Annotated in this window: 14 protein-coding genes and 3 pseudogenes; 7 read left to right on the top strand and 10 right to left on the bottom strand. The window is 67.0% G+C overall.

Annotated features, from left to right (window positions below):
- Positions 1–33: 33 nt before the first annotated feature.
- From L6444_RS10545 to ddaH, 4 genes and pseudogenes are all read right to left on the bottom strand, one after another.
- Positions 34–906 (bottom strand): universal stress protein, encoded by an 873-nt coding sequence (locus L6444_RS10545; RefSeq protein ID WP_236982301.1) that lies wholly within the window; start codon positions 904–906, stop codon positions 34–36.
- A complete protein-coding gene (locus L6444_RS10540) occupies positions 903–2333 on the bottom strand; it encodes an amino acid permease (RefSeq protein WP_370653191.1) in 1431 nt (476 codons plus the stop codon). The genes L6444_RS10545 and L6444_RS10540 overlap by 4 nt, the downstream gene beginning before the upstream one ends.
- A gap of 57 nt (positions 2334–2390) precedes the next feature.
- Positions 2391–3616 (bottom strand): annotated as a pseudogene (gene rocD / locus L6444_RS10535) (ornithine--oxo-acid transaminase).
- The gene (gene ddaH, locus L6444_RS10530; RefSeq protein WP_236982297.1) at positions 3613–4470 is read right to left on the bottom strand and encodes a dimethylargininase; all 858 of its coding nucleotides are present in this window, start codon (positions 4468–4470) and stop codon (positions 3613–3615) included. The pseudogene rocD and the gene ddaH overlap by 4 nt, the downstream one beginning before the upstream one ends.
- 122 nt (positions 4471–4592) lie before the next feature.
- Between ddaH and L6444_RS10525 the strand changes: the two genes are divergently transcribed.
- Complete coding sequence (locus tag L6444_RS10525; protein ID WP_236982294.1) at positions 4593–5036, top strand: Lrp/AsnC family transcriptional regulator; 444 nt, start codon at positions 4593–4595, stop codon at positions 5034–5036.
- 2 nt (positions 5037–5038) lie between these two features.
- On the opposite strand, the gene L6444_RS10520 is transcribed toward L6444_RS10525, so the two are convergent.
- Together L6444_RS10520 and L6444_RS10515 are read right to left on the bottom strand one after the other, a co-directional pair.
- Positions 5039–5887 carry a CbiQ family ECF transporter T component gene (locus L6444_RS10520; RefSeq protein WP_236982292.1) on the bottom strand — a complete coding sequence of 283 codons (849 nt, stop codon included), beginning with the start codon at positions 5885–5887 and terminating at the stop codon, positions 5039–5041.
- The gene (locus L6444_RS10515; RefSeq protein WP_373877353.1) at positions 5884–7974 is read right to left on the bottom strand and encodes an ABC transporter ATP-binding protein; all 2091 of its coding nucleotides are present in this window, start codon (positions 7972–7974) and stop codon (positions 5884–5886) included. Before L6444_RS10515 ends, L6444_RS10520 begins: the two co-directional genes overlap by 4 nt.
- A gap of 89 nt (positions 7975–8063) precedes the next feature.
- Between L6444_RS10515 and L6444_RS10510 the strand changes: the two are divergent.
- Positions 8064–8541: pseudogene (locus L6444_RS10510) on the top strand (MarR family winged helix-turn-helix transcriptional regulator).
- 157 nt (positions 8542–8698) lie between these two features.
- Entirely contained in the window at positions 8699–11158 is a 2460-nt protein-coding gene (locus L6444_RS10505) for an ATP-binding cassette domain-containing protein (RefSeq protein ID WP_236982282.1), read from the top strand.
- Here L6444_RS10505 and L6444_RS10500 read toward each other — a convergent pair.
- Positions 11149–11715 carry a methyltransferase family protein gene (locus L6444_RS10500; protein ID WP_236982280.1) on the bottom strand — a complete coding sequence of 189 codons (567 nt, stop codon included), beginning with the start codon at positions 11713–11715 and terminating at the stop codon, positions 11149–11151. The genes L6444_RS10505 and L6444_RS10500 overlap by 10 nt on opposite strands.
- Before the next feature lie 104 nt (positions 11716–11819).
- On the opposite strand from L6444_RS10500, the gene L6444_RS10495 reads away from it, so the two are divergent.
- On the top strand, positions 11820–13757 hold the full coding sequence (locus L6444_RS10495; RefSeq protein WP_236982278.1) for an acyl-CoA dehydrogenase family protein: 1938 nt from the start codon (positions 11820–11822) through the stop codon (positions 13755–13757).
- A 49-nt stretch (positions 13758–13806) separates the two neighbouring features.
- On the opposite strand, the gene L6444_RS10490 is transcribed toward L6444_RS10495, so the two are convergent.
- Positions 13807–14298 (bottom strand): LppP/LprE family lipoprotein, encoded by a 492-nt coding sequence (locus tag L6444_RS10490; protein WP_370652893.1) that lies wholly within the window; start codon positions 14296–14298, stop codon positions 13807–13809.
- Positions 14299–14659: 361 nt separating this feature from the next.
- Here L6444_RS10490 and L6444_RS10485 point away from each other — a divergent pair.
- The 3 genes and pseudogenes from L6444_RS10485 to L6444_RS10475 all read left to right on the top strand — a co-directional run bounded on the left by L6444_RS10485 (position 14660) and on the right by L6444_RS10475 (position 20702).
- A pseudogene (locus L6444_RS10485) lies at positions 14660–18548 on the top strand (molybdopterin-dependent oxidoreductase).
- Positions 18549–18660: 112 nt separating this feature from the next.
- Positions 18661–18966: a hypothetical protein gene (locus L6444_RS10480; protein WP_236982276.1), complete on the top strand. Its 306-nt coding sequence runs from the start codon at positions 18661–18663 to the stop codon at positions 18964–18966.
- Positions 18967–19055: 89 nt separating this feature from the next.
- Complete coding sequence (locus L6444_RS10475) at positions 19056–20702, top strand: NAD-dependent malic enzyme (RefSeq protein ID WP_236982274.1); 1647 nt, start codon at positions 19056–19058, stop codon at positions 20700–20702.
- Here L6444_RS10475 and L6444_RS10470 read toward each other — a convergent pair.
- Together L6444_RS10470 and L6444_RS10465 are read right to left on the bottom strand one after the other, a co-directional pair.
- Positions 20693–22081 (bottom strand): MBL fold metallo-hydrolase, encoded by a 1389-nt coding sequence (locus L6444_RS10470; protein ID WP_236982273.1) that lies wholly within the window; start codon positions 22079–22081, stop codon positions 20693–20695. The genes L6444_RS10475 and L6444_RS10470 overlap by 10 nt on opposite strands.
- Before the next feature lie 115 nt (positions 22082–22196).
- A complete protein-coding gene (locus L6444_RS10465) occupies positions 22197–22700 on the bottom strand; it encodes a CAP domain-containing protein (protein WP_236982271.1) in 504 nt (167 codons plus the stop codon).
- Positions 22701–22703: the final 3 nt, after the last annotated feature.

The following is a 22703-nucleotide window of genomic DNA, read 5'->3' as shown; positions in this document are numbered from 1 at the left end:
CCGAAGAGAGGGACGAGAAGTGGGCGCGTCGGGCTACCCGGGCAACACCAGCACCGGGACCGGGCTGTGCCGGATGATCTTGCCGCTGCGCGCCCCCAGGAATACCCGCCGGATGTCGCCGCGCGGCGAGGTGCCGATCACCAGGATCTCGCCGTCTATCCACTCAGTGCCTTCCAGCGCTTCGGCCCAATTGTGGCCGGTGACGACCTGCAGCGTGACGTCGTCGCCGACGATGCCGTCCGATTTGAGACCGTCCAGGATGTCGCGCGCCTGCGACGCCCAGGCTTCAAGCACCACGTCTTCGGCGTCCAGCCCCACCTCGGGCGGATACATGGTCTTGCCGCGAACGGCGAACGTGACCACCCGCAGCGGCACATGAAAGCGCTCGGAGTACTCCACACAGCGACGCACTACGTCCGCCGACTGCGGCGTGGCCGAGTAGGCACACGTCAGCCGCGTCAAACCACCTGGGTGCGAACGGTATTCGGGTGGACTGATCGCGACCGGCACCGGCGAGGAATGCAGCAGCCAGTCGGCGGTGGTGCCGACGACAACCTGCGCCCGCCCGCCGCTGGGCAGCGAGCCGAGCACCAGGATCTCCCCGCCGACCTCCTCGACCACCTCGATCAAACCGCCGGACACCGATCGGTGCGCCCGGTGGCGATAGTTGATCTCGAGACCCTCGCCCAGTGCGAATAGAGCACGCTCGGCTTCTCGGACGGACTTTTGGACGAGGTCCGCGGCCCACTGCTCGTACTCCGCCTCGCCACGCCCGAGCGACAGCCACGGCTTGGGCACGATGGTGGCCACCGTCAACGACGTCTTGAGGGTGCGCGCGGCCCCAGCGGCCAGGTTCAATCCCGACAACCCGATGTTGCCGGCCCGGTACCCGACGACGACGCTCACTGCACCTCCTTGTCGAGTGCCGATTGCTCGTTCAGGGCACTGCGATGTCGACCCCACACCAGGTAGTAGATCAAGGCCACGGTAATCCACGCCCCGAACGCCAACCAGGTGTACCAGTGCAGGCTGAGCAGGATGTAGCCGCACGCCAGCACCGAAAGCACCGGTGTCACAGGGTATCCGGGCACCCGGAAGGCGCGCGGCAGATCGGGTTCGCGTACCCGCAGGATGATCACGCCGGCGGACACCACGATGAACGCGGTCAGGGTACCGATCGACACCATGTCGGCGAGTTTGTCCAGCGGGACCGCAGCTGCCATCAGCGATGCGGCGATCGCGACGATCACCGTGTTGTTCACCGGCGTCATGGTGCGTGGATGCACCCTGGCGAACCGGGGTGGTAGCAACCCGTCCCGGCCCATCGCGAACAGGATGCGCGTCATCCCGTACAGGGTGACCAGCGTGACCGTGAAGATGGAGATCACCGCCCCCGCCGCCAGGATCGTGCCGGCCCAACTGCCGTGTGTCACGTTGTCCAACACGGTGGCCAGCCCGGCGTTTTCCTGCGCGGCGAAGTTCTGCCACGGCTGGGTCCCCAGGGCTGCGAGCGCGACCAGAATGTAGACGCCGGTGACCACGAACAACGCCGACACCAGGGCGCGCGGCATTGTCTTCTGCGGATCCTTCACCTCGTCCCCGGCCGTCGAGACGGCGTCCAATCCGATGTAGGAGAAGAAGATGGTGCCCGCCGCCGTGCCGATACCCCCGACGCCGAACGGGGCGAAGTCGCGCAAGTGGGTGTCGTCGAACGCGGTGAAGGCGAGAATCACGAACATGCCCAGCACACCCAGCTTGATCAGCACCATGACGGTGTTGACTTTCGCCGATTCGCTAGCGCCGCGGATTAACAGCAGGGCGCACATGGCGATGAGGAACACCGCCGGCAGGTTCACCCAGCCGTGCGCCGTGCCCGGCGGCGTGGAATCCCACGGCGCCGCCGACAGCGCGTGCGGTAATTCGGCTCCGAACAGGTTGTGCAGCAGCTTGTTGAGGTATCCGCTCCACCCGACCGCGACCGCCGCGGTGGCCACACCATATTCCAGCAGCAGGCACGCCGCCACCACGATCGCCACTCCCTCCCCCAGGGTGGTGTAGGCGTAGGAGTAGGACGAACCCGAAACCGGTACGGCCGAGGCTAATTCGGCGTAGCAGATGGCGGCCAATCCGGCTGCGACGCCGGCGATGACGAACGAGACCAGCACACCGGGTCCGGCCTCGGGCACCGCCTGGGACAACACGAAGAAGATGCCGGTACCGACCGTCGACCCGACCCCGAACAAGGTCAGCTGGAACGCACCGAAGCTGCGTTTGAGGCCGGGATCGGCCCCGTCGGCGACGGGGGCACCACCTACCGGGCGGCGACGCAGCATCTGCTCTTTGAGGCCGATCGAATTAGCCGGCAACTGCGCCTCCCGTCGGTAGCTCAGCTAATTATGAGCCTCCCGCAGCGCAGCGGCGAACTGCCCCACCACCCAATCGATCTCCTCGGCGGTGATCACCAGCGGTGGCGCGAACCGCAGGGTCCAATCGTGGGTGTCTTTGACCAGGACGCCGCGCTCGGCCAGTCGCCGGCTCAGCTGCTTTCCCGAACCCAGCGCCGGGTCGATGTCGACCCCGGCCCAAAGCCCCAGCCCTCGTACCGCCGTCACGCCATGGCCGAGCAGCCCACCCAGTCCCCGGTGCAAACGCGCGCCTAATTCTGCTGAGCGACATTGGAATTCACCCCGAGCCAGGATGGCGACGACGGTGGTGCCGATCGCGGCGGCCAGCGGATTGCCGCCGAACGTCGATCCGTGCTCGCCGGGATGCAGCACGCCCAGGATGTCGCGGTCGGCGACCACCGCCGACAGCGGCACGACTCCCCCGCCCAGCGCCTTACCGAGCAGGTAGACGTCGGGCACCACGCCCCAGTGGTCACAGGCGAAGGTGTGGCCGGTGCGGGCCAGGCCGGACTGTATCTCGTCGGCGATCATCAGCACGTTGCGCTCACGACACAATGCCCGCACGGCGGGCAGATAGTCGTCGGGCGGCACGATGATGCCCGCCTCGCCCTGGATCGGCTCCAGCAGGACGGCGACGGTGTCGTCGTCGATCGCCGCGGCCAGTGCGGCGGCGTCACCGAAGGGCACCGAACAGAACCCCCGGGGTGAACGGACCGAAGCCACCGCGCGCCACCGGGTCGGAGGAGAAGCTGACGATACTGATTGTGCGACCGTGAAAGTTGTTGTCCGCCACTATGATTTTGGCCCGATCCGGGGCGACGCCCTTGACATCCACCCCCCCATTTGCGGGCGACCTTCAAAGCACTTTCGACCGCTTCGGCACCCGAGTTCATCGGCAAGACCATGTCTTTGCCACACAGTTCGGCCAGTTCCGCGCAGAACGGTCCGAGTCGATCCGAGTGGAAAGCGCGACTTACCAGGGTGACCGAATCCAGTTGGGCGTGCGCGGTGGCGATGATCTCGGGGTGACGATGACCGAAGTTGACCGCCGAGTAGGCGGCCAGGCAGTCGAGGTAGCGCCGGCCGTCGACGTCGGTGATCCACGCTCCCTCGGCGCTGGCCGCCACCACCGGCAGCGGCGAATAGTTGTGCGCCGCATGCTTTTCGGCCAGGGCAATGGCGGTGTCGGTGAGGTCCGCCAGAATTGTCACGGATGTATCTCCAGCGTGCAGCACTTGACCGAGCCGCCGCCCTTGAGCAACTCGGACAGCTCGACGCCGATCGGCTCGAAACCCGCGGCGCGCAGTTGCTCGGCGAATCCCGTTGCGCCAGCTGGATGGACGACATGACGACCGTCGGAGACGGCGTTGAGCCCGAACAGGTAGGCGTCCGCGGTGCCGACGATGATCGCGTCACCGAACAAGGCGCGCAATTGCGTCTGCGCGGTCGGACTGAACGCCGGCGGATAGTAGGCGACGGTCTGATCGTCGAGCACGGCCAGCGCGGTGTCCAGGTGGTAGAAGCGCGGATCCACCAATTCCAGCGAGACCACCGGCATCCGCAGCGCGGAAGCGATCTCGGCGTGGGCGCGACGATCGGTGCGAAAACCGTATCCCGCCAACACCATGTCGCCGACCATCAACAGGTCGCCCTGCCCCTCGTTGACGTGGCGGGTGGAGACCGGCCGATATCCCATCGCCGACATCCACTCGGCATAGGCTTTGGATTCCGCGGCCCGCTCGGCGAAGCGGAACTTGGCGACCACGGCGATGTCGTTGACGATGAAACCGGCGTTGGCGGCATAAACCATGTCGGGCAGCCCGGGTATCGGCTCGATCAGTTCCACCTGGTGGCCGAGGCGAAGGTAGGTGTCCCGCAGCTGCGCCCACTGACGGGTCGCGCGCGCCACGTCGACCGGCGTGCTGGTGTCCATCCAGGGATTGATCGCGTACTCGACGGCGAAGAACGTGGGCGGAGTCATCGCGTAGCGCCGCAGGGTGGGAGTGCGCGTTGGCGGCGGTTTGGCATCCTGCCGGGCCGGGGCATCGACATAGTAATCCGTCATTGACCAACTATATTTGCGTAGTTTTACGCAAGCAAACGATGACACTTGCGTACTCAGCGTTGATATGTTGCTCTAGATCATCATTAACGATGATTTGTTGCGTCGAGGATTGGCGAGCGCGGATGGAACGACTGGACGACACCGACGAGCGGATCCTGGTCGAGCTGGCCGAGCATGCCCGCGCCACCTACGCCGAGATCGGGCAGCAGGTGAACCTCTCCGCGCCCGCCGTCAAACGGCGCGTCGACCGGATGCTCGACAGCGGCGTCATCAAGGCCTTCACCACCGTCATCGACCGCAACGCGCTGGGCTGGAACACCGAGGCCTACGTCCAGGTGTTCTGCCACGGCCGGATCGCCCCCGAAGAGCTACGGGCTGCCTGGGTGGACATTCCCGAGGTGGTCAGCGCGGCGACCGTGACCGGAACGTCCGACGCCATCCTGCACGTGCTGGCCCGCGACATGCGCCACCTGGAGACCGCGCTCGAGCGGATCAGGTCCAGCGCCGACATCGAACGCAGCGAGAGCGTCGTGGTGTTGTCGAACCTGATCGACCGGATGCGCTGAAATCAGTTCGCGCTGAGCAGCGTTTGAATCGCCACCCCGGCGCCACCGGCCGCGGCGGTGATCGCCAGGGTCACCCAGTCGGCGACCTTCGGACGCTGCGGGTTCGCCGATAGCTGGCCGGTGCCGCCGCGTGCGGTGATCGCGTCGCCCATCTCGTCGGCACGTCGCAGCGTCACGGTGATGGCAGCGGCCAGCAGGTCGATCACTTCGAGCCGGCGTTGCTGCCGTCTTTCCTTGCGGCTCTTCGGGATCTGCTTGGGGCGCAACCGCCGCGCGGCGTTGAGCACCTGAAACTCGTCGATCAACATCGGAAAGGCGCGCAGGGCAAGCGCCAGCGCCACCGCCCATTCGTCCACCGGCAGCCGCAACGGCCGCAGCGGCCGGCCCAAAGTCGCCAGAGCCGGGCCGATTTCGGCGACATTGGTGGTGAACGACACCAGCGCACCCAGCGCCAACAGCAGCACCGTCAGCGTGGTGATCCGCAGAAAGTTCAACAATCCGCCGAGTCCCAGTTGCACGCCGCCCACCGAGATCAGCGGACTGCCGCCGGCCAGCGCGGCGGTGATACCGCCGAGTGCCAACGCAATCCACAACCAGCGCGGTATCGACGGCAGCGCGCCCCGCGGAATGCGCGCGATCCAGATCGCCGCCAGCACCAGGGCCGACATGAAGCCGATCGTCACCCACCCCGGGTAGAACGCCAGCAGCGCCGAAATACCGAAAACCACAAGGAGTTTGGTGCCGGCCCACAAGTCGTGGATGGGCGAGCCACCCGGTATCGGAACCAGCAGCACGACGGGCCGGCCGGCCTTCCGCGGCTGGCGTCTTTCCGAGGTTGACTTGACGGTCATGACACCGACCCCGGTCCGGGCACCGCGGTGGCCGAGGCCGACTCCAGCACCCCACCGCGTAGATGCAGCGTGCGCGGACACAGGGTTTCCATTCCGGCGAAGTCGTGGGAGATGACCACCACGGTCAGGCCGCGCTCGCGGCGCAAGTCCTCCAGCAGTCGCAGCAGGCCGCTCTGGCTGGCCGCGTCCAGGCCGGCCAGCGGCTCGTCGAGGATCAGCGCCTTGGGTGAACACGCCAGCAGTCCGGCCAGCACGACTCGACGCATCTGGCCGCCGCTGAGTTGGTCGATGCTGCGCCTGGCCAAGGCGGGGTCCAGTCCGACGACACCGAGCGCGGCGATCACGCGGTCCTCGTCCTTATGCGAAAAGCCGGCCGCCGAGGCCACTTCGAGGTCCACCCGGCTGCGCATCAGCTGCAACCGGGCCGCCTGGAAGGACAGCGCGACCGCACCGACCTGCTCGTGGGTGGGCCGGCCGTCGAGCAGGCAGACGCCGCTGGTCGGCGTCGTCAACCCGGCCATGATCCAGGCCAGGGTGGACTTGCCGGAGCCGTTGCCGCCGTGGATCAGCACCCCGTCACCCTGCTCGACGACAAAGTTGATGTCGCGCAGCGCGGTTTTCGCCCACGGCGTCCCGATGCCGTATTCGTGGCCGACGCCGATCAGCTCGAGGGCCGGCGCGTGCCGGGTGTCGCCCACCCCGGCCTGCGGCATCGGGGCGTCGACGGCTTGGACCATGCCGGTGTTGTCCGGCGAGTCGCTGAGTTTGATTGTGCGGTCGGCGGATTCGGCCTCGTTGCTGTAATGCGTGATATGCACCAGGGCGGTCCGGTGCCGTTTGGTCAACCCGGACAGCACCTCCAGCAGGCCTTCGCGGCCCTGCTGGTCGACCATCGTGGTCACCTCGTCGGCGATCAGCACCGCCGGTTCACGCGCCAGCGCGGCCGCCAGCGCCAGCCGCTGCAGTTCACCGCCGGACAGGCTGCCGGTGTCGCGTTCGGCGAGTTCCTCGAGCCCGACCTCGCGCAGCAACTTGGCGACATCGGTCTTGGTGCCCGGCGGCAGACCCCACACCACGTCGTCGGCGACCCGGGTCCCCAGCACCTGACTCTCCGGATGCTGCAACACAATCGCCGTTCCACCCAGCTGGCCCAGACCCACCCGGCCGGGACGTTGCACGGTGCCCGACGTCGGTTCGCGGCCGGCCAGGATCAGCATCAGCGTCGTCTTGCCCGAACCGTTGGCACCGGTGATGGCCACGTGCTCGCCGACCCGGATATCCATGCTGAGCTCACGCAACGCGTCCTGGTCGGCGCCCGGGTAGCGGAACCGCACCTTGTCCAGCCGCACCGGAACCGGCCCGATCGGAGTCTCACTGTCGTGATCACCGGCGGGCGCGTCGAGCTTGTGCACGTCGGGGATGCCGCGCATCCGCTCCAGCAGCCGCGATAGCGCCCACCAGCCGATCAGCGACATCCCCATCACGCTGATCGTGACGATGCCCAGCAACACCGGCTGCCAGTAGCGCAGCGACCAGGCGAAGATCCATTTCAGCCAGAAGCCGACGCTCTGCATGTGTACGCGGCCCAGAAATGAGGCCATCCCGTCGACGTTCGCGGTGATCGCGTCGCGCATCAGGTGCCGCAGCCGCACCAGTGCCATCAACGCCCCCACATTCCCGGCGGCGAACACCACCCCGGCGATGAAGGAGGTGACCACGACCGTGGGCGTGCCCCGCCCCCGGCGTTTGACCACGCCCGTCAGCCCACCGATGTAAGCGCTTTGGATGACGCCCATGAATGCGCCCATCCCGGCGATGAGGAAGGCGATCACGCCGGCGGCCACGGTCATGGTGATCAGCACCCGCAGCCGGTACCGGTAGGCCAGCAGGCCCGCGGGCACGGTGCCCAGCAGCACAATGCCGCCGGCAAAGGGCACCGCGACAGAGATGATCGCGGTCACCGCACACAACGCGGCCATGACCGACGCCTGCGCCAACTCGCTCGGTCGCAGCGGTCCACCCCGAGGGTGCGCAGACGGCCGGCCGGGTGGGGTCACTTCATTGATTCTGCCAGGCACAGAACCCATGCCGATGCAGCACATCACCGTATTCAGCTTTTTTACGCCACCGTCACCGCAACTGGTCTCGCATAGCAAAGCTATGCAACGATGAGTGCATGAGTTCGCCCGCCACGGCAAATGACGCCGGGCTCCCCCACGGCCTCGGCGCCGATCTGCTGGCGGTGGTCGCGCGGCTGAATCGGCTGGCCACCCAGCGCATCCAGATGCCGCTGCCCGCCGCGCAGGCCCGCCTGCTCGCCACCATCGACTCCCAGGGCGAAGCACGCATCGGCGACCTGGCCTCCGTCGACCACTGCTCGCAACCGACGATGACCACCCAGGTCCGCCGGCTCGAGGAAGCCGGCCTGGTGTCGCGCACCACCGACCCTTGCGATGCCCGCGCGGTGCGGATCCGGATCACCCCCGGACGGACTGCACATGCTCAACGCGGTGCGCCGAGACCGCGCCGCGGCCATCGAACCGCAACTGGCCCGGCTGGAACCCGCCGAACGCCAGGTACTGGCCGACGCCGTGGACGTGCTGCGGCGCCTGCTGGAGAACGCGGCGACCACCCCGGGCCGCCACACGCTGTGATCCCGGCCTGACCGGAGCCAACTGCAGGTGGATAGACCGCCGCAGTGGGTAGACACTTGACGCAGGTCGCGCACCCAGGCGTCGCGGCCCGATATCCGAGACGTGAAAGGCGGCGGCCATACCCGATGCTTCCCCGCTGACCGTTTGGGTCGGATCGTTGCGGTACTTCTTCACGCCGGGCCGCGACGTGATCGTGGGCCACGGCGGGCATTGCGATATCCGGCTGGACCGAGATGGGCTCCCCGGGGCCGATGGCGCGTCACAGCCGATTCCCGATTTGGTGTTGCGCTTCGCCGGCACCCACTGGCTGGCCGTCGACCAGAGCCAGCACGGCTTGTTCGTGGATGGCGCCCGGATGACGACGGTCGACATCCGGGACGGCCTTTCGATCGTGATCGGGGACCCTGCGCGGGGGCCACGGTTGACCTTCGAGGTGTCCGCTGCCGACGACCAGCCCCCGTCCGCCACCGATCCGCTGGGACGCCGGCCCTTGCCGCAACAGCCCGCCAGGGGGCCGGAGCACTCGGCGTCGGATCCGCAGACCACACGCATCCCGGCACAGCCGGTGGCCCTACCTGCGGAGCCGGAGACGACGCGCATTCCGGCGCAGCCGCCGGTTACCGACGAGCCGGCCACCAGCCGCATCACGGTAGAACCGGAGACGGCTCATATCCCCGCGATCCCGCTCGAACAATTCCCGGTGGAGCCGTCCCCTGAGCGGCCCACCAGGCCGTTCCGGTACATCTCCACGCAGCCAACCGCGCCGCCCGCCTCACCACCCCCGCCGGCCCCGCCGCCCCGCACCTGCAGCATCGCGGCCGGCCGCGACGGATCCGCAGCCCAAGGGCCTGCTGGCGCGGGTGGCCGAGGGATGCGCTCACCGCGACCCGCCGACACCGGACCCGACGAACTCCCACCACAAACCAACCGCCTGCCACTGCAACCGGATGCCCGGACCATCGGCGTGGCCGCCTACCGGCTCGGCCTCACCGTCGACGGCCGCGACGTGCTCGCGGACGTGTCGTTCACCAGCCGCCCGGGAGCGCTGATCGCCGTCGCCGGCCCGTCGGGGGCGCACAACTTCGCGCTGACAAGCCTGCTCTCCGGAACCCGCGCCCCCAGCACCGGCGTGTTGAGCGTCGACGGCCACGACGTGTACGCCCAGCCCGAGGACATCCGGTTCCGGATCGGGTCGGTTCCCCGCGACAACCGTGTGCACCCGAACCTCACCGTGGCACACGCCCTGCGATACTCGGCGGAGCTGAGGCTGCCGGCCAACACGTCCGCCGAGCATCGCGAACGCACCCTCGACCAGATCCTCGACGAGCTCGAGCTGACCGCGCACCGCAAGACCAAGGTGTCCAAGCTGCCGCCCGACCTGCGTCGATGCGTCGCGCTGGCATCCGAACTACTGGCCCGGCCGTCGCTGCTCGTGGTCGACGAACCCGGCGCGGGATTGGACCCGCGGCAGGAAAGTCACGTGATCCGGCTGCTGCGGCGCCAGGCCGACCTCGGCTGCGTGGTCGTGATGGCCGTGACCTCACCCGCATCGCTGCCCCACCTCAACATGTGCGACCAGGTGCTGGTGCTCACCCCCGCCGGGCGGCTGGCGTTCGCCGGGCCCCCCTCGGACACCGAGTCGGCACTGGGCACCACCGACTGGCGCGAGATATTCGCGCGTGTCGGCAACGACCCGCACGGCGCCCATCACGCGTTCCTGGCCCGCCAGCAGGCCTCGGTGTCGCCGACGCCGCCGTCGGTCACGGCCGTGCAGCGGACCCCCCCGACCCGCACTTCCGGGCAGCAGTTCCAGATGGTGGCCCGCCGCCAGCTCCGCATGCTGCTGACCAGCCCTTTACACCTCCTCGTGCTGGTGGTGCTGCCGTTCGCGCTGGGCGCCTTGACGTTGCTGATCCCGGGCCATGCCGGATTCGGCCGGGCGGCACCGTCGTCGACCAACACCCACGAAGCCATCGAGATCCTGGCCGCGCTCAACTTCGCCGCGGTCCTGCTGGGGACGACGGCATCCGTCGGCGCCCTGGTCGGCGAACGTCGCGTTTTCCGCCGCGAACAGCAACTCGGGCTGTCGGCCACCGCGTACCTGCTGGCCAAGATCGCCGTGTTCGCCGTCATCGCGGCCGCGCAGGCCGCGATCGTCACCACCATCGTCATCGCCGGCAAGGGCGGCCCCCGGCATGGTGCCGTGCTACTCGGCAACGCCGATGTCGAGCTGTACGTCAGCGTGGCCGCGACGGCCGTCGCCTCGGCGATCGTGGGGTTGGCGCTGTCCTCGCTCGGCAGGTCGCTGACCGAAGTCCTGCCGCTACTAGTGCCCGCTCTGCTCGCGTCGCTGCTGTTCGCCGGGGGGCTGGTGTCACTGGTCGGCACCTGGGGGTACGACCAGATCTCCTGGTTCATCCCGGCGCAGTGGGGGTTCGCGGCCGCAGCGTCCACCGTCGACCTGCGCCGGGTGGACAGGTTGGCCGAGCAGAACGCGCTGTGGACCCACTACTCGGGCTGGTGGGTGTTCGACATGCTCATCCTGGCCGGGTTGACCGCGGCGTGGGCCGGATTCACCGGGTACCGGTTGCGGCCGCGGATTGCGACTCAGACGTAACGCCGGACCCGTTTGCAGTACTCCTCGAACTCCCGGCGGTAGTGCCGGCGCAGGAACGCCTCTTCGCGCAACACCTGCCGGTGGAACAACCAGGTGCCGGCGGCCAGGTAAAACAGCGGAACCCAGTTGGGGAACACCAGGAGCTGGCCGAGCAGGAACACAAAGAAGCCCACATAGATCGGATTGCGGCTAACCGCGAAGACGCCCGTGGTGACTAGCCGTCCGGGCTTGTCGACGTCGATGCCCACCCGGAAGCTTCGGCCGAACGACACCAGGCTGATCGCCAGCACCGCGATGCCGACCGCACACAGCGCCACGCCGACCCAGGCGACAACGGTGGAGTGGAAGAACCTCTGCCGGCTGACCATCGGCCAGCCGAATGCCGCGGCGAAGATCGTATAGAAGTAGAACAGCGCGACCGGCGGGATCGCGAAGTCACTGTTGTCGAGTTTCCCGAAATGCATTGCCCGGGTTCCGGTTCGTTTGAGCACCAGGACTCTGCCCACCACGGTGCCGATCAAAAGCACCACCATGAGTGCGGCCAGGTATTGCGGCATTGCTGCTCTCTCCGTCGCCGTGCTGCCCCAATGATTCCACGACACAGCCGAGTCGATGGACCCACTTTGTTTCGGCGGCGCGCGTAACGGGTTACCGTCGGAGAATGGCGCCACAGAACAAAAGCACTGCCGAGCATCTGCGCGACGCGTTGGACGGGCGTTGGCGGGACGTGAAGAACCAGACGCGGAAAACCCTCAGCGGTGAGGCGTTCCGCCCGCACTACACGCCCAACACGGTGATCGCCCGCGCGAAGGTGGCCGAACAGATGCAGCTGATGGCAGCGGCGGGCATCTCCGACGAAGGCTTCCGTAAGGAGCACGGCGGCACCGGCGACGTCGGCGCGGCGGTCACCATGATCGAGATGCTGGCGATGTCGGATCTGTCGCTGATGGTCAAGGCCGGCGTGCAGTGGGGACTGTTCGGCGGCGCCGTCGAAAATCTGGGTACCGAACGACACGGCCGCTACATCCAGGACATCATCACCCTCGACCTGCTGGGCTGTTTCGCCATGACCGAGACCGGGCACGGCAGCGACGTTCAGTCACTCGAGACGACGGCAACCTATGACGTCGAGACCCAAGAGTTCGTGGTGCACTCCGAAACCCCGACCGCACGCAAGGACTACATCGGCGGGGCCGCCGAAACCGCCACCATCGCAGCGGTTTTCGCGCAGTTGATCACCCACCAGGACGGCGAGCCGGTCAACCACGGGGTGCACTGCCTGCTGGTGCCGATCCGCGACGCCGACGGCAACGACCTGCCGGGGGTGACCACGTCGGACTGCCACTACAAAGGTGGCCTGCCCGGCGTCGACAACGGACGCATCATGTTCGACCACGTCCGGGTTCCGCGGGTGAACCTGCTGAACAAGTACGGCGACGTCGCCGAGGACGGTACCTACAGCTCGCCGATCGAAAACCCCAACCGGCGATTTTTCACGATGATCGGCACGCTGATCCGCGGCCGAGTGACGGTCGGCGGCAGCGCCGGCAACGCGGCCCGCGTCGCGTTGGACATCGCCACGCGATATGCGTTGCAGCGCAGGCAGTTCGAGGCGCCCGACGGCGCCGGCGAAGTGCTGATCATGGACTACCTGGTGCACCAGCGCCGGCTGTTTCCATTGATCGCGCGCTCCTATGCGCTGCAGTTCGCGCAGAACGAACTGGTCTCCAAATGCCATGACCTGCAAACCTCCGACGTCGTGGACGCCGACGAACAACGTGAGCTGGAGGCGCGTGCGGCGGGCCTCAAGGCGGCCAACACCTGGCATGCCTCGCGGGCTATCCAGGAGGCTCGTGAAGCGTGTGGCGGCGCGGGTTACATGGCCGACAACCGGCTGATCGCGCTGCGCGCCGACACCGATGTGTTCACCACTTTCGAGGGAGACAACCACGTCCTGACCCAGCTGGTGGCCAAGGAGTTGCTCACCGCCTACGCCGACGACATCAAGAGCATGAGCCCGGTGGAATGGGTCCGGTTCGCGGCCAACACCGTCGGCGACCGGGTCATGAAACGCACTGCGGCCGAGGCGATCATGCAGCGGATCATCGACGCACGCCAGGACAGTGAAGAGGAAGGCAGCCTGTTCAACCGCGGTACTCAGGTCAAGATGTTCGAGGATCGTGAGGACTATCTGCTGTCCTCGGTGGCGCGGCGACTGCAGGGCAAGTCCAAGGAGATGTCGGAGTTCGACGCGTTCAACGCGGTGCAGGATCACGTGCTGCACGCCGCGCAGGCGCACATCGACCGGGTGGTGCTGGAAGCTTTCGTCGCAGGCATCGACGCCTGCCCCGATGAAGACGCCCGCGAACTGCTCGAAGTGGTGTGCGACTTGTACGCGTTGTCGGTGATCGAGGAAGACAAAGCCTGGTTCATCGAGCACACGTACCTGTCGACCGAACGGGCCAAGGCCGTCACCCGCGGCATCAACGACCGCTGCCGGGTGCTACGCCCGCACGCCAAGACCCTGGTCGACGGGTTCGGCATCCCGGAGCCGCTGCGTTACGCCGAGATGCTGCATCCGGAGAACCTGCCCGACTGAGTTTCCGCGCCCTATTCGCCTGTCCCCCAACGTGATCGGCGCTGCGGGGCTACTGGTGCGGGATCGGCCCCAGTGCCTTGAGGTTGCCGTCTGGCCCGATCTGGAACTTCACGGTGCCGCTACCACTCGGGCAGCATTCCTCGTCATTGCCGACGCGCCAACGGTATTGGACGGTGACGGTGTCGTCGGCGGGAGCCAGCACCGAGATGTAGGGCTTCGGGTTCGGGGTCGGCGAACCCAGCGGTCGGTCGTGGTCGAAGAACGACAGCTGCTGCGGCGTCGATTCGGCGGCGATGGTGGGGATGATCTGCACCCAATACAGTCGGCACTTGCGCGTGTGGCCGCGCGCGATCTCCACCCAACTCGACCCAGGCACCTCGACCGGGACGGCGGCGATCGCCCCGCGCACCGTCTCAGCGGTCGGGCCGTCAGACTCCTTGCAGGTGTCCGGCTTGGCCGGCGCAGCAGCCCGCGGCTTGTCGCCGCAACCGGCGACCACCAAACCCAGGATCACCCACACCGTGACGAACCGACGACGCACGTCGCGAGCTTAGCGAAGCGCGTCACGACGGCCGTGCCGGTGGGCGACAGCCCGCCTGGATGGGGCCTGTGAATGTCCGTCAGGTTTCGCTGAAACCGCAGGTGGGAGCTTTGCAGGGGCCGAACCGCGGGTAGGTTCGGCAGTGCTGGCAACGCAGGCAGCGACCATCGCGCCCGAGTGGCGGGAACCGCGCTGTTGCCCGCCGGTTTCCGGCCCCGCACAGCCGTAGCACCTGCGCTGGGAGCAGACCGTAAAGCGGATGAAACCTCGTGCGCGGTGAGCCGAAACATCGTCGGCGCAGCATTGCCCGCGATACAGCCGAGCGACCGAAAAGGACATCCGGCGTGAGCAGGGGGCAGTAGTGACGGACAGCACCGGCGCCGTCAACACCGTCTGCGCCTACTGCGGCGTCGGATGCGGACTGGTGCTGCAGGTCACAACGGGCCCGCAAAGCGCTTCGAATCATACTCGAACCATCACGAAAACGGTTGGCCGCGAAGACCATCCGGCAAATCACGGCCGGTTGTGCACCAAGGGCGCGACCACCGCCGACGTCCTAAACGCATCCGGTCGCGCGGAGTCGGGCTACCTGCGAGCCGAGCGCGGCCAACCGCTGGAACGCGTGGACACCGACGCGGCGATAACTCACGCCGCCCAACGGTTACGAGACGTCATCGACGAGCACGGCCCGGACGCCGTGGCCCTGTACGTGTCAGGGCAGCTCTCGCTGGAGGCGCAGTATCTGGCCAACAAGCTGACCAAAGGATTCATCGGCACCAACCAGATCGAGTCGAACTCGCGGCTGTGCATGGCGGGCGCGAGTTCCGGCTACAAACTCTCGCTGGGCGCCGACGGCCCCCCGGGCAGCTACCAGGATTTCGACCTCGCCGACGTCTTCTTCGTCATCGGCGCCAACATGGCCGACTGCCACCCGATTCTGTACCTGCGCATGATGGAACGGGTCAAGGCCGGCGCCAAGCTGATCGTCGTCGACCCGCGGCGCACCGCAACCGCCGCCAAGGCCGACCTGTTCCTGCAGATCGCCCCCCGGCACCGATCTTGCGCTGCTGAACGGACTGCTGCAGCTGATCGTCCAAAACGGGGACATAGACCATGAATTCATCTCCGAGTTCACCACCGGCTGGGAGACCATGCCGAGTTTTCTCGAACAGTTCACCGTCGACAGAGTCAGCGAGATCACCGCCATCCCGGCCGAGGACATCCGCACCGCGGCACGCTGGATCGGTGCGGCCGCCAACTGGATGACCTGCTGGACCATGGGACTCAACCAGAGCACCCACGGCACCTGGAACACCAACGCGGTCTGCAATCTGCACCTGGCCACCGGCGCGATCTGCAGGACCGGCAGCGGCCCCTTCTCGCTGACCGGGCAACCCAACGCGATGGGCGGGCGCGAAATGGGTTACATGGGACCGGGTCTGCCCGGTCAGCGCACGATCACCAGCGCCGAAGACCGCGAATTCACCGAGGATCGGTGGGGCATCCCACGCGGGTCGCTGCGCACCGACGTCGGCGCCGGCGTCGTCGACATGTTCTCCCGCATGGCCGACGGCCAGATCAAGGCATGCTGGATCATCTGCACCAATCCCGTTGCCACCGTTGCCAACCGCAAGACGGTGCTGGCCGGCCTGGACAAGGCCGAACTGGTGATCACCCAGGACGCGTTTCTGCGGACCGAGACCAACGAGTACGCCGACGTGGTGCTGCCGGCCGCGTTGTGGACCGAATCCGAAGGGGTGATGGTCAATTCCGAACGCAACCTGACCCTGTTCGAGCAGGCGGTCGACCCGCCCGGACAGGCACTGCCCGATTGGCGGATCATCGACCGAATCGCCTGCGCAATGGGTTATTCCGACGCCTTCGGGTACTCCTGCGCCGAGCAGGTGTTCGAAGAGATCAAGGCATTCTGGAATCCGCAGACCGGCTACGACATTCGCGGCGTCAGTTACCAAAGGCTGCGCCGCACGCCGGTGCAATGGCCCTGCCCACCCGATGCGGAGACCGACAGAAACCCGATCCGCTACCTCAACGACGGCATCAGCCAGAACCGGCACCTCCGCGACGACGGTCACGCACCGCGACTGGCGTTCCCGACGCCGGACGGTCGCGCGGTGTTCTACGCCCGTCCGCACCTGCTGCCCGAGGAGATGCCCGACGCCGACTACCCGTTGCTGCTGAATACCGGGCGACTGCCGCACCAGTGGCACACCATGACCAAGACGGGCAAGGTCGCCAGACTGAACAAACTCAACCCGGGCCCGTTCGTCGAAATCCATCCGGAAGACGCGGCCCGCCTGCAGATCTGCGACGGAGACCAGGTGGAAGTCGCCTCCCGTCGCGGTCGCGCCGTGCTGCCCGCCGTCTGCACCGATCGCGTGCGCCCCGGAAACTGCTTTGCGCCGTTCCACTGGAATGACGTCTTCGGCGAATACCTTTCGATCAACGCCGTCACCAACGATGCCGTCGATCCGGTGTCCCGTCAGCCGGAATACAAGGCCTGCGCGGTCACGCTGACCAAGGTCGAAGCCGCGGCGCAGCGACCGGCACCCCGGCCTGCGGCGACCGACTCACCCCAGGAACAGCAACGGGCCTCGACCGTGGTGTTGTGGGCGTCCCAGACCGGCAACGCCGAGGACCTCGCCGCCGACGTCGCCGCGCGGCTGCGGGACGCCGCCGTGCCGGTCACCCTGCACGCCATGGACGAATTCCCGGTGGGTCGGCTGCCGGACACACCGGAACTGCTGCTGATCACCAGCACCACCGGTGACGGCGACCCCCCGGACAACGGCGTCGGACTGTGGCGCGCGCTGTCGGCGGCCGACGCGCCGCGCCTGACCGCAACCCGGTACGCCGTGTTGGCGCTCGGCGACTCCAACTACGACGACTTCTGTGGATACGGGCGAAAACTCGATGCCCGCCTCGCCGAACTCGGCGCGACCCGCATCGCAGCCCGCGTAGACTGCGAGCCCGACTACGAGCAAGCCGCCACCCATTGGCTCGAGGACGTGCGAGAAAAGCTGACCTCGATGCCCACCGAGACGGCCGCCGCGCCGCCGGCCGTCGGGACGTCGCCGAGCCCGGCCGTCGGCGAGACCCCGCAGTATTCCAAGCAGCGCCCGCTGGTGACCGACGTGATCCGCAACACCACCCTGAGCCGTCCCCAATCAGCAAAAGACGTGCGGCAGTTGGTGTTCGACCTTCCCGAGGAATCGGTCAGATACGAAGCCGGTGACGCGCTCGGCGTCTGGCCGCACAACAACGACGAGTTCGTCGACGAATGGCTGACCGTGAACAGGTTGGACGGCGACACCGAAGTGCACGTCGCCGGCCACGGGTCCATGTCGTTGCGCAACGCGCTCACCGACCGGTTCGAGATCGCCCACATCAGCCCCGATCTGCTGCGGTTCGTCCGCGAACGGACTGTCGACGCGGATGCCGCAGACCAACTCGACGAGCTGATGAAGCCGGAAAACAAAGCGCGGCTGGCGGATTGGTCGTGGGGACGCCAATCGGTGGACCTGCTCGCCGAGGCGCCCGTCGCCGCGTCGGCCGACGAATGGCTGGCCATCCTCAAACCGCTTCAGCCACGGCTCTATTCAATTTCGTCCAGCCCCAAGCAACACCCCGGCGAAGTGCACCTCACCGTCTCGCCGGTGCGGTACAACTTCCGCGGGGTCGCGCGGCGCGGCGTGTGTTCGACCTACCTCGCCGACCGCTCCCCCAGCGACCGCATCGCCGTCTACGTGCGGACCTCGAAGAACTTCCGGCCCCCCAGTGATCCGCAGACAGCGATGATCATGATCGGCCCGGGTACCGGGATCGCACCGTTTCGGGGTTTCCTGCAGGAACGACGTGCGCTCGGCCACACCGGGCCCAACTGGCTGTTCTTCGGCGAGCAGCACGCCGCCACCGATTTCTACTACCGCGAAGAAATTCAGGCGATGCACGCCGACGGCCTGCTCACCGAACTGGATCTGGCGTTTTCCCGGGATCAGCGGGACAAGATCTATGTGCAGCACCTGATGCGCAACCGCGGCGCGCACCTGTGGCGGTGGCTGCAGGACGGCGCTCACCTGTACGTTTGCGGCAGCGCGAACCCGATGGCCAAGGATGTCGAGCAGGCGATCCGCGACATCGCCGCCGAGCACGGCAATCTCGGCCCCGAGGCGGCCGGCGACTTCGTCCGGAGCCTGCGCGCCGACAAGCGCTACCACCGCGACGTCTACTGACAGCCTGACCGGGATCTGTAATACGGCGGAAACGTCGAGCGACGTCTGCTGAAACATGGCAGTCGCACGATGCACCCAATGGAATACGCACTCGCCGGAAGGGGCGTTTTTCGTGGGTCGCAATCAGGACGGTTCTAACGGGACCGCGCAGAAGCCCGCTTGTCCGCTGCACTGCCGATCGCGCCAGGGCAACGACAGCACTACCGCCGACCAGGTCTCCTGGGCCGGCTTGCCGGTGAACCTCGACCTGGCCTTCTCGCAGAATCAGCGCGACAAGGTGTACGCGCAGTATCTCAAGCGCAGGCGCGAAACCGCATTACGGCGCTGGACCAACGATGTCTCGCAATTGTGCGTCTGTGATGCCACCGAATACGGCCACTCCAACCCCGACGTAGACAAGTCGGTCTCTGGTCTCTGACCAACCGTTTCCGGGCATCTGATGGGCTGATCGCGCCCGATGGGCGATACCGTGACGTGGTTACGCCCAGTCACGGACGGAGCTTGCCCATGAGCGATGCCTGCGTGCCACGATTCCCGGCCGCCTTGTCCACACCGAGCCTGAACCGCGGGGTGGGATTCACCCATGAAGAGCGCCGTCGGCTGGGGCTCACCGGCCGGCTGCCGTCGGCGGTGCTCACCCTGGACCAGCAGGCCGACCGGGTGTGGCACCAACTGCAGAGCATGGCCACCGATCTGGGCCGCAACCTGCTGCTCGAGCAGTTGCACTACCGCCACGAACTGCTGTACTTCAAAGTGCTGACCGACCATCTGCCAGAGCTGATGCCGGTGGTCTACACGCCAACCGTGGGCGAAGCGATCCAGCGGTTCTCCGACGAATACCGCGGGCAGCGCGGCCTGTTTCTGAGCATCGACGAACCCGACGACATCGCCCCAGCGTTCGAGACACTCGGGCAGGGCCCCGACGACATCGACCTGATCGTGTGCACCGATGCCGAGGCGATCCTGGGCATCGGCGACTGGGGTGTCGGCGGCATCCAGATCGCGGTCGGCAAGCTGGCGCTCTACACCGCCGGCGGCGGCGTGGACCCCCGCCGGACACTGGCGGTGTCACTGGACGTCGGTACCGACAACGAACAGCTGCTGCACGACCCGTTCTACCTGGGCAACCGGCACGCCCGCCGGCGCGGCGACGAGTACTTCGACTTCATCCGGGGCTACGTCGAGACGGCCCACCGCATGTTCCCCAGGGCGATACTGCATTTCGAGGATTTCGGGCCGGCCAACGCGCGCAAGATCCTGGCCACCTACGGCGCCGATTACTGCGTGTTCAACGACGACATGCAGGGCACCGGCGCGGTAGTGCTGGCGGCCGTCTACGGCGGGTCGAAGATCACCGGGATTCCGCTGCGCGAGCAACGGATCGTGGTGTTCGGCGCCGGAACCGCGGGTCTGGGTGTGGCCGACCAGATTCGGGACGCGATGATCGCCGACGGCGCTACCGCCGAGCAGGCCACCGCACAGATCTGGCCCATCGATCGGCAGGGGCTGCTGTTCGACGACATGGACGACCTGCGGGACTTTCAGGTGCCGTACGCCAAGAACCGCGCCCGCCTCGGCGTGGGCGCCGACCAGCGAGTAGGACTGGTCGAGACGATCGAACTGGCCGCACCCACCGTCCTGCTCGGCTGTTCGGCGGTGTCCGGAGCGTTCAACCGCGCAGTCATAGCGGCGATGACCAAATCGTGTGAGCGGCCGATGATCTTCCCGCTGTCCAACCCGACGTCGCGGATGGAGGCCATGCCCGCAGACCTGGTGCAGTGGTCGGCGGGCAAGGCGTTGGTGGCGACCGGAAGTCCGATGGCACCCGTCGAGTACCAAGGGACCACCTACACCATCGGGCAGGCCAACAATGTGCTGGTCTTCCCGGGTATCGGACTGGGCACCATCGTCGCCGGGGCCCGGCGGATCACTCAGCCGATGCTGCATGCTTCGGCGAAAGCCGTTGCCCACCAAGCGAATCCGATCGCACCCGGTGATTCGCTGCTGCCCGACGTACGGAATTTGCGGGACATCTCAGCGCAGGTGGCCGAGGCGGTCTACCAGGCCGCCGTCGACGACGGGGTGGCAACCAAGACCTACCAGGATGTGCGCCAAGCGATTCGCGACAGCATGTGGGCTCCGGTCTACGACTGATCCGCGGCACCGGCCACCGGCAAACCGGCCGCCTGCCAGGCACCGAACCCACCGACCAGGTCCGCCACCTCAACGAAACCCGACGCCTGCAACAGGCTGGCCGCGATCATGGAGCGCGTCCCGCTCGCGCAATAGGTGACCACCGGCGCTGACTTGTCGAGTTCGTCCCGCGACTCGGCCAGAGCGGGCAGCGGGATGTGCCGGGCGCCGGGAATCATCCCGTCCGCCACTTCGGCTTTTCCGCGCACATCGATGATCTGTAGCCAGCCGGTAGATCGGCGGAGTTCATCGGTGGTGTAGCGGGTGGTTCGCTCGACGAGCTCAGGCTGTTCCCGCAGCACGGCATCCAAGTCGTGCAATTGGCCGATCACCCGGTCCAAGCCCACCCGAGCGAGGCGGATTCTGCTCTCCCGCGCCTGCGTGGGATCGCCCACCAGAACGATGTCCCGATCGAGGTCCAAGACCCCGCCGGCCCACTCGGCGAAACGCCCCTGCAGGCTGACGTTCACGGCGCCACGAAAATGACCCGCCGCAAACTTCTCCGGCTCGCGGCCGTCGAGCAGGCCGGCGCCCCCGGCGGCGAGCCTGACCACCGCGCCGGGGTCCAATGGGCTTGGCGGATCTTGGTTCAACAGTGGACGCCGCTGCCGATTGCGGTGCGAGTCGTATTCGAAGTACCGCGGCTGCACCGCCTGGTCCGACGTCAGCGAGGCGACGAACTCGTCGACGTCGGAGATCTGGGCGGCGTAGTTGGTCTCGCGCTGCTCGCCGATGGTGGAACTGGTTTCGCTGGACAACTGCTTGCCGCAGGTCGACCCGGCCCCGTGCGCCGGGAACACCCTGGTGGCGTCGGGCAGCTTGAGCAGTTTGTCGTGCAGCGTCCGGAAGAGGGTTCGAGCGAGATCGTCGGCGCAGATTCCTTCCTGGGAGAGCAGATCCGGGCGGCCCACATCGCCGACGAACAATGCGTCGCCGGTCAGCACACCGTAGGGAATCTCGTCGTCCGGGTGCTCGTACACCACGACGGAGATGGACTCCGGCGTGTGGCCGGGGGTCGACAGGATCTCGAAAGTGACCTGCCCCAGACAGATCCGCTGCCGGTCGTGCAGCGGATCGATCGCGAATTCGACGTTCGCGTCCTTCCCGTAGGAGATCACCGCGCCGGTCGCGGCCGCCAGTTCCAGGTGACCGCTCAGGAAGTCGGCGTGGATGTGGGTCTCGATGACCCGCTCGATCCACAGACCGTGTTCGGCCGCCTGCTCGAGGTAGGGCTCGACGTCACGGCGCGGATCGACGACCACGGCACGGCCCGTGGTCTCGTCCCCGATGAAATACGAGGCTTGAGAAAGGCAGTCCAGGTAGTGCTGTGTGAAGATCATCCGGTCTTTACTCCCTGCGCCTTGGTTACGTGCTGCCTTGGGTTCCCACGATCCGCGCGGGCTTAACGAGGGCCGGATTCAATCACGGTGAGTTTAATCTGGTGCACCCGCCGGGTCAGCGTCGCCGCTGCTCGGGCTGGCCGTACAAGGCGACCACGACGCTGCGGTCCAGGCTGTTGTTCGACCAGACACCCATCGCGGTGTTCGTGCAATCCCGCATGATCGCAAGATAATCCGGGTTGTCGGTCCACTGCCGCATCACTTCGAGGCCGCTGATGGCCAGCGCCGGGTTGATCGCCACGGTCTCGGCGACACGGCCGCGAAACCCGGCGGCCTCAGCCCTGCCCTGCGGGGTCGAACCGTCGGATCCCATGTCGTCGTTGATGTTTCGGTTGTTGATCATGTCGTCGGCGTGCCACTGTGCGGCCAGGTACAGCGAGTTGTTCATCACGACGTCGTTCGTGCAGCCGTTTCGGTGCTGAATCGTGTAGACGCCGGACACGACACTGTCGTTGAGCCGCTTGTTGTCGGCGCCGGCGATAGGTGCCACCCATCCCGCTGCCGCCGCGAGCGCGACGACAGCCGCCGAGCGGGTTGCGCATCGGATCAAACCGGTCATGGG

The organism is Mycobacterium kiyosense (assembly GCA_021654635.1).
In the GTDB taxonomy this organism is placed as follows: Bacteria; Actinomycetota; Actinomycetes; order Mycobacteriales; family Mycobacteriaceae; genus Mycobacterium; species Mycobacterium kiyosense.
Note: the sequence above shows the minus strand (reverse complement) of the source record. Positions and strands in the feature narration are given on the sequence as shown.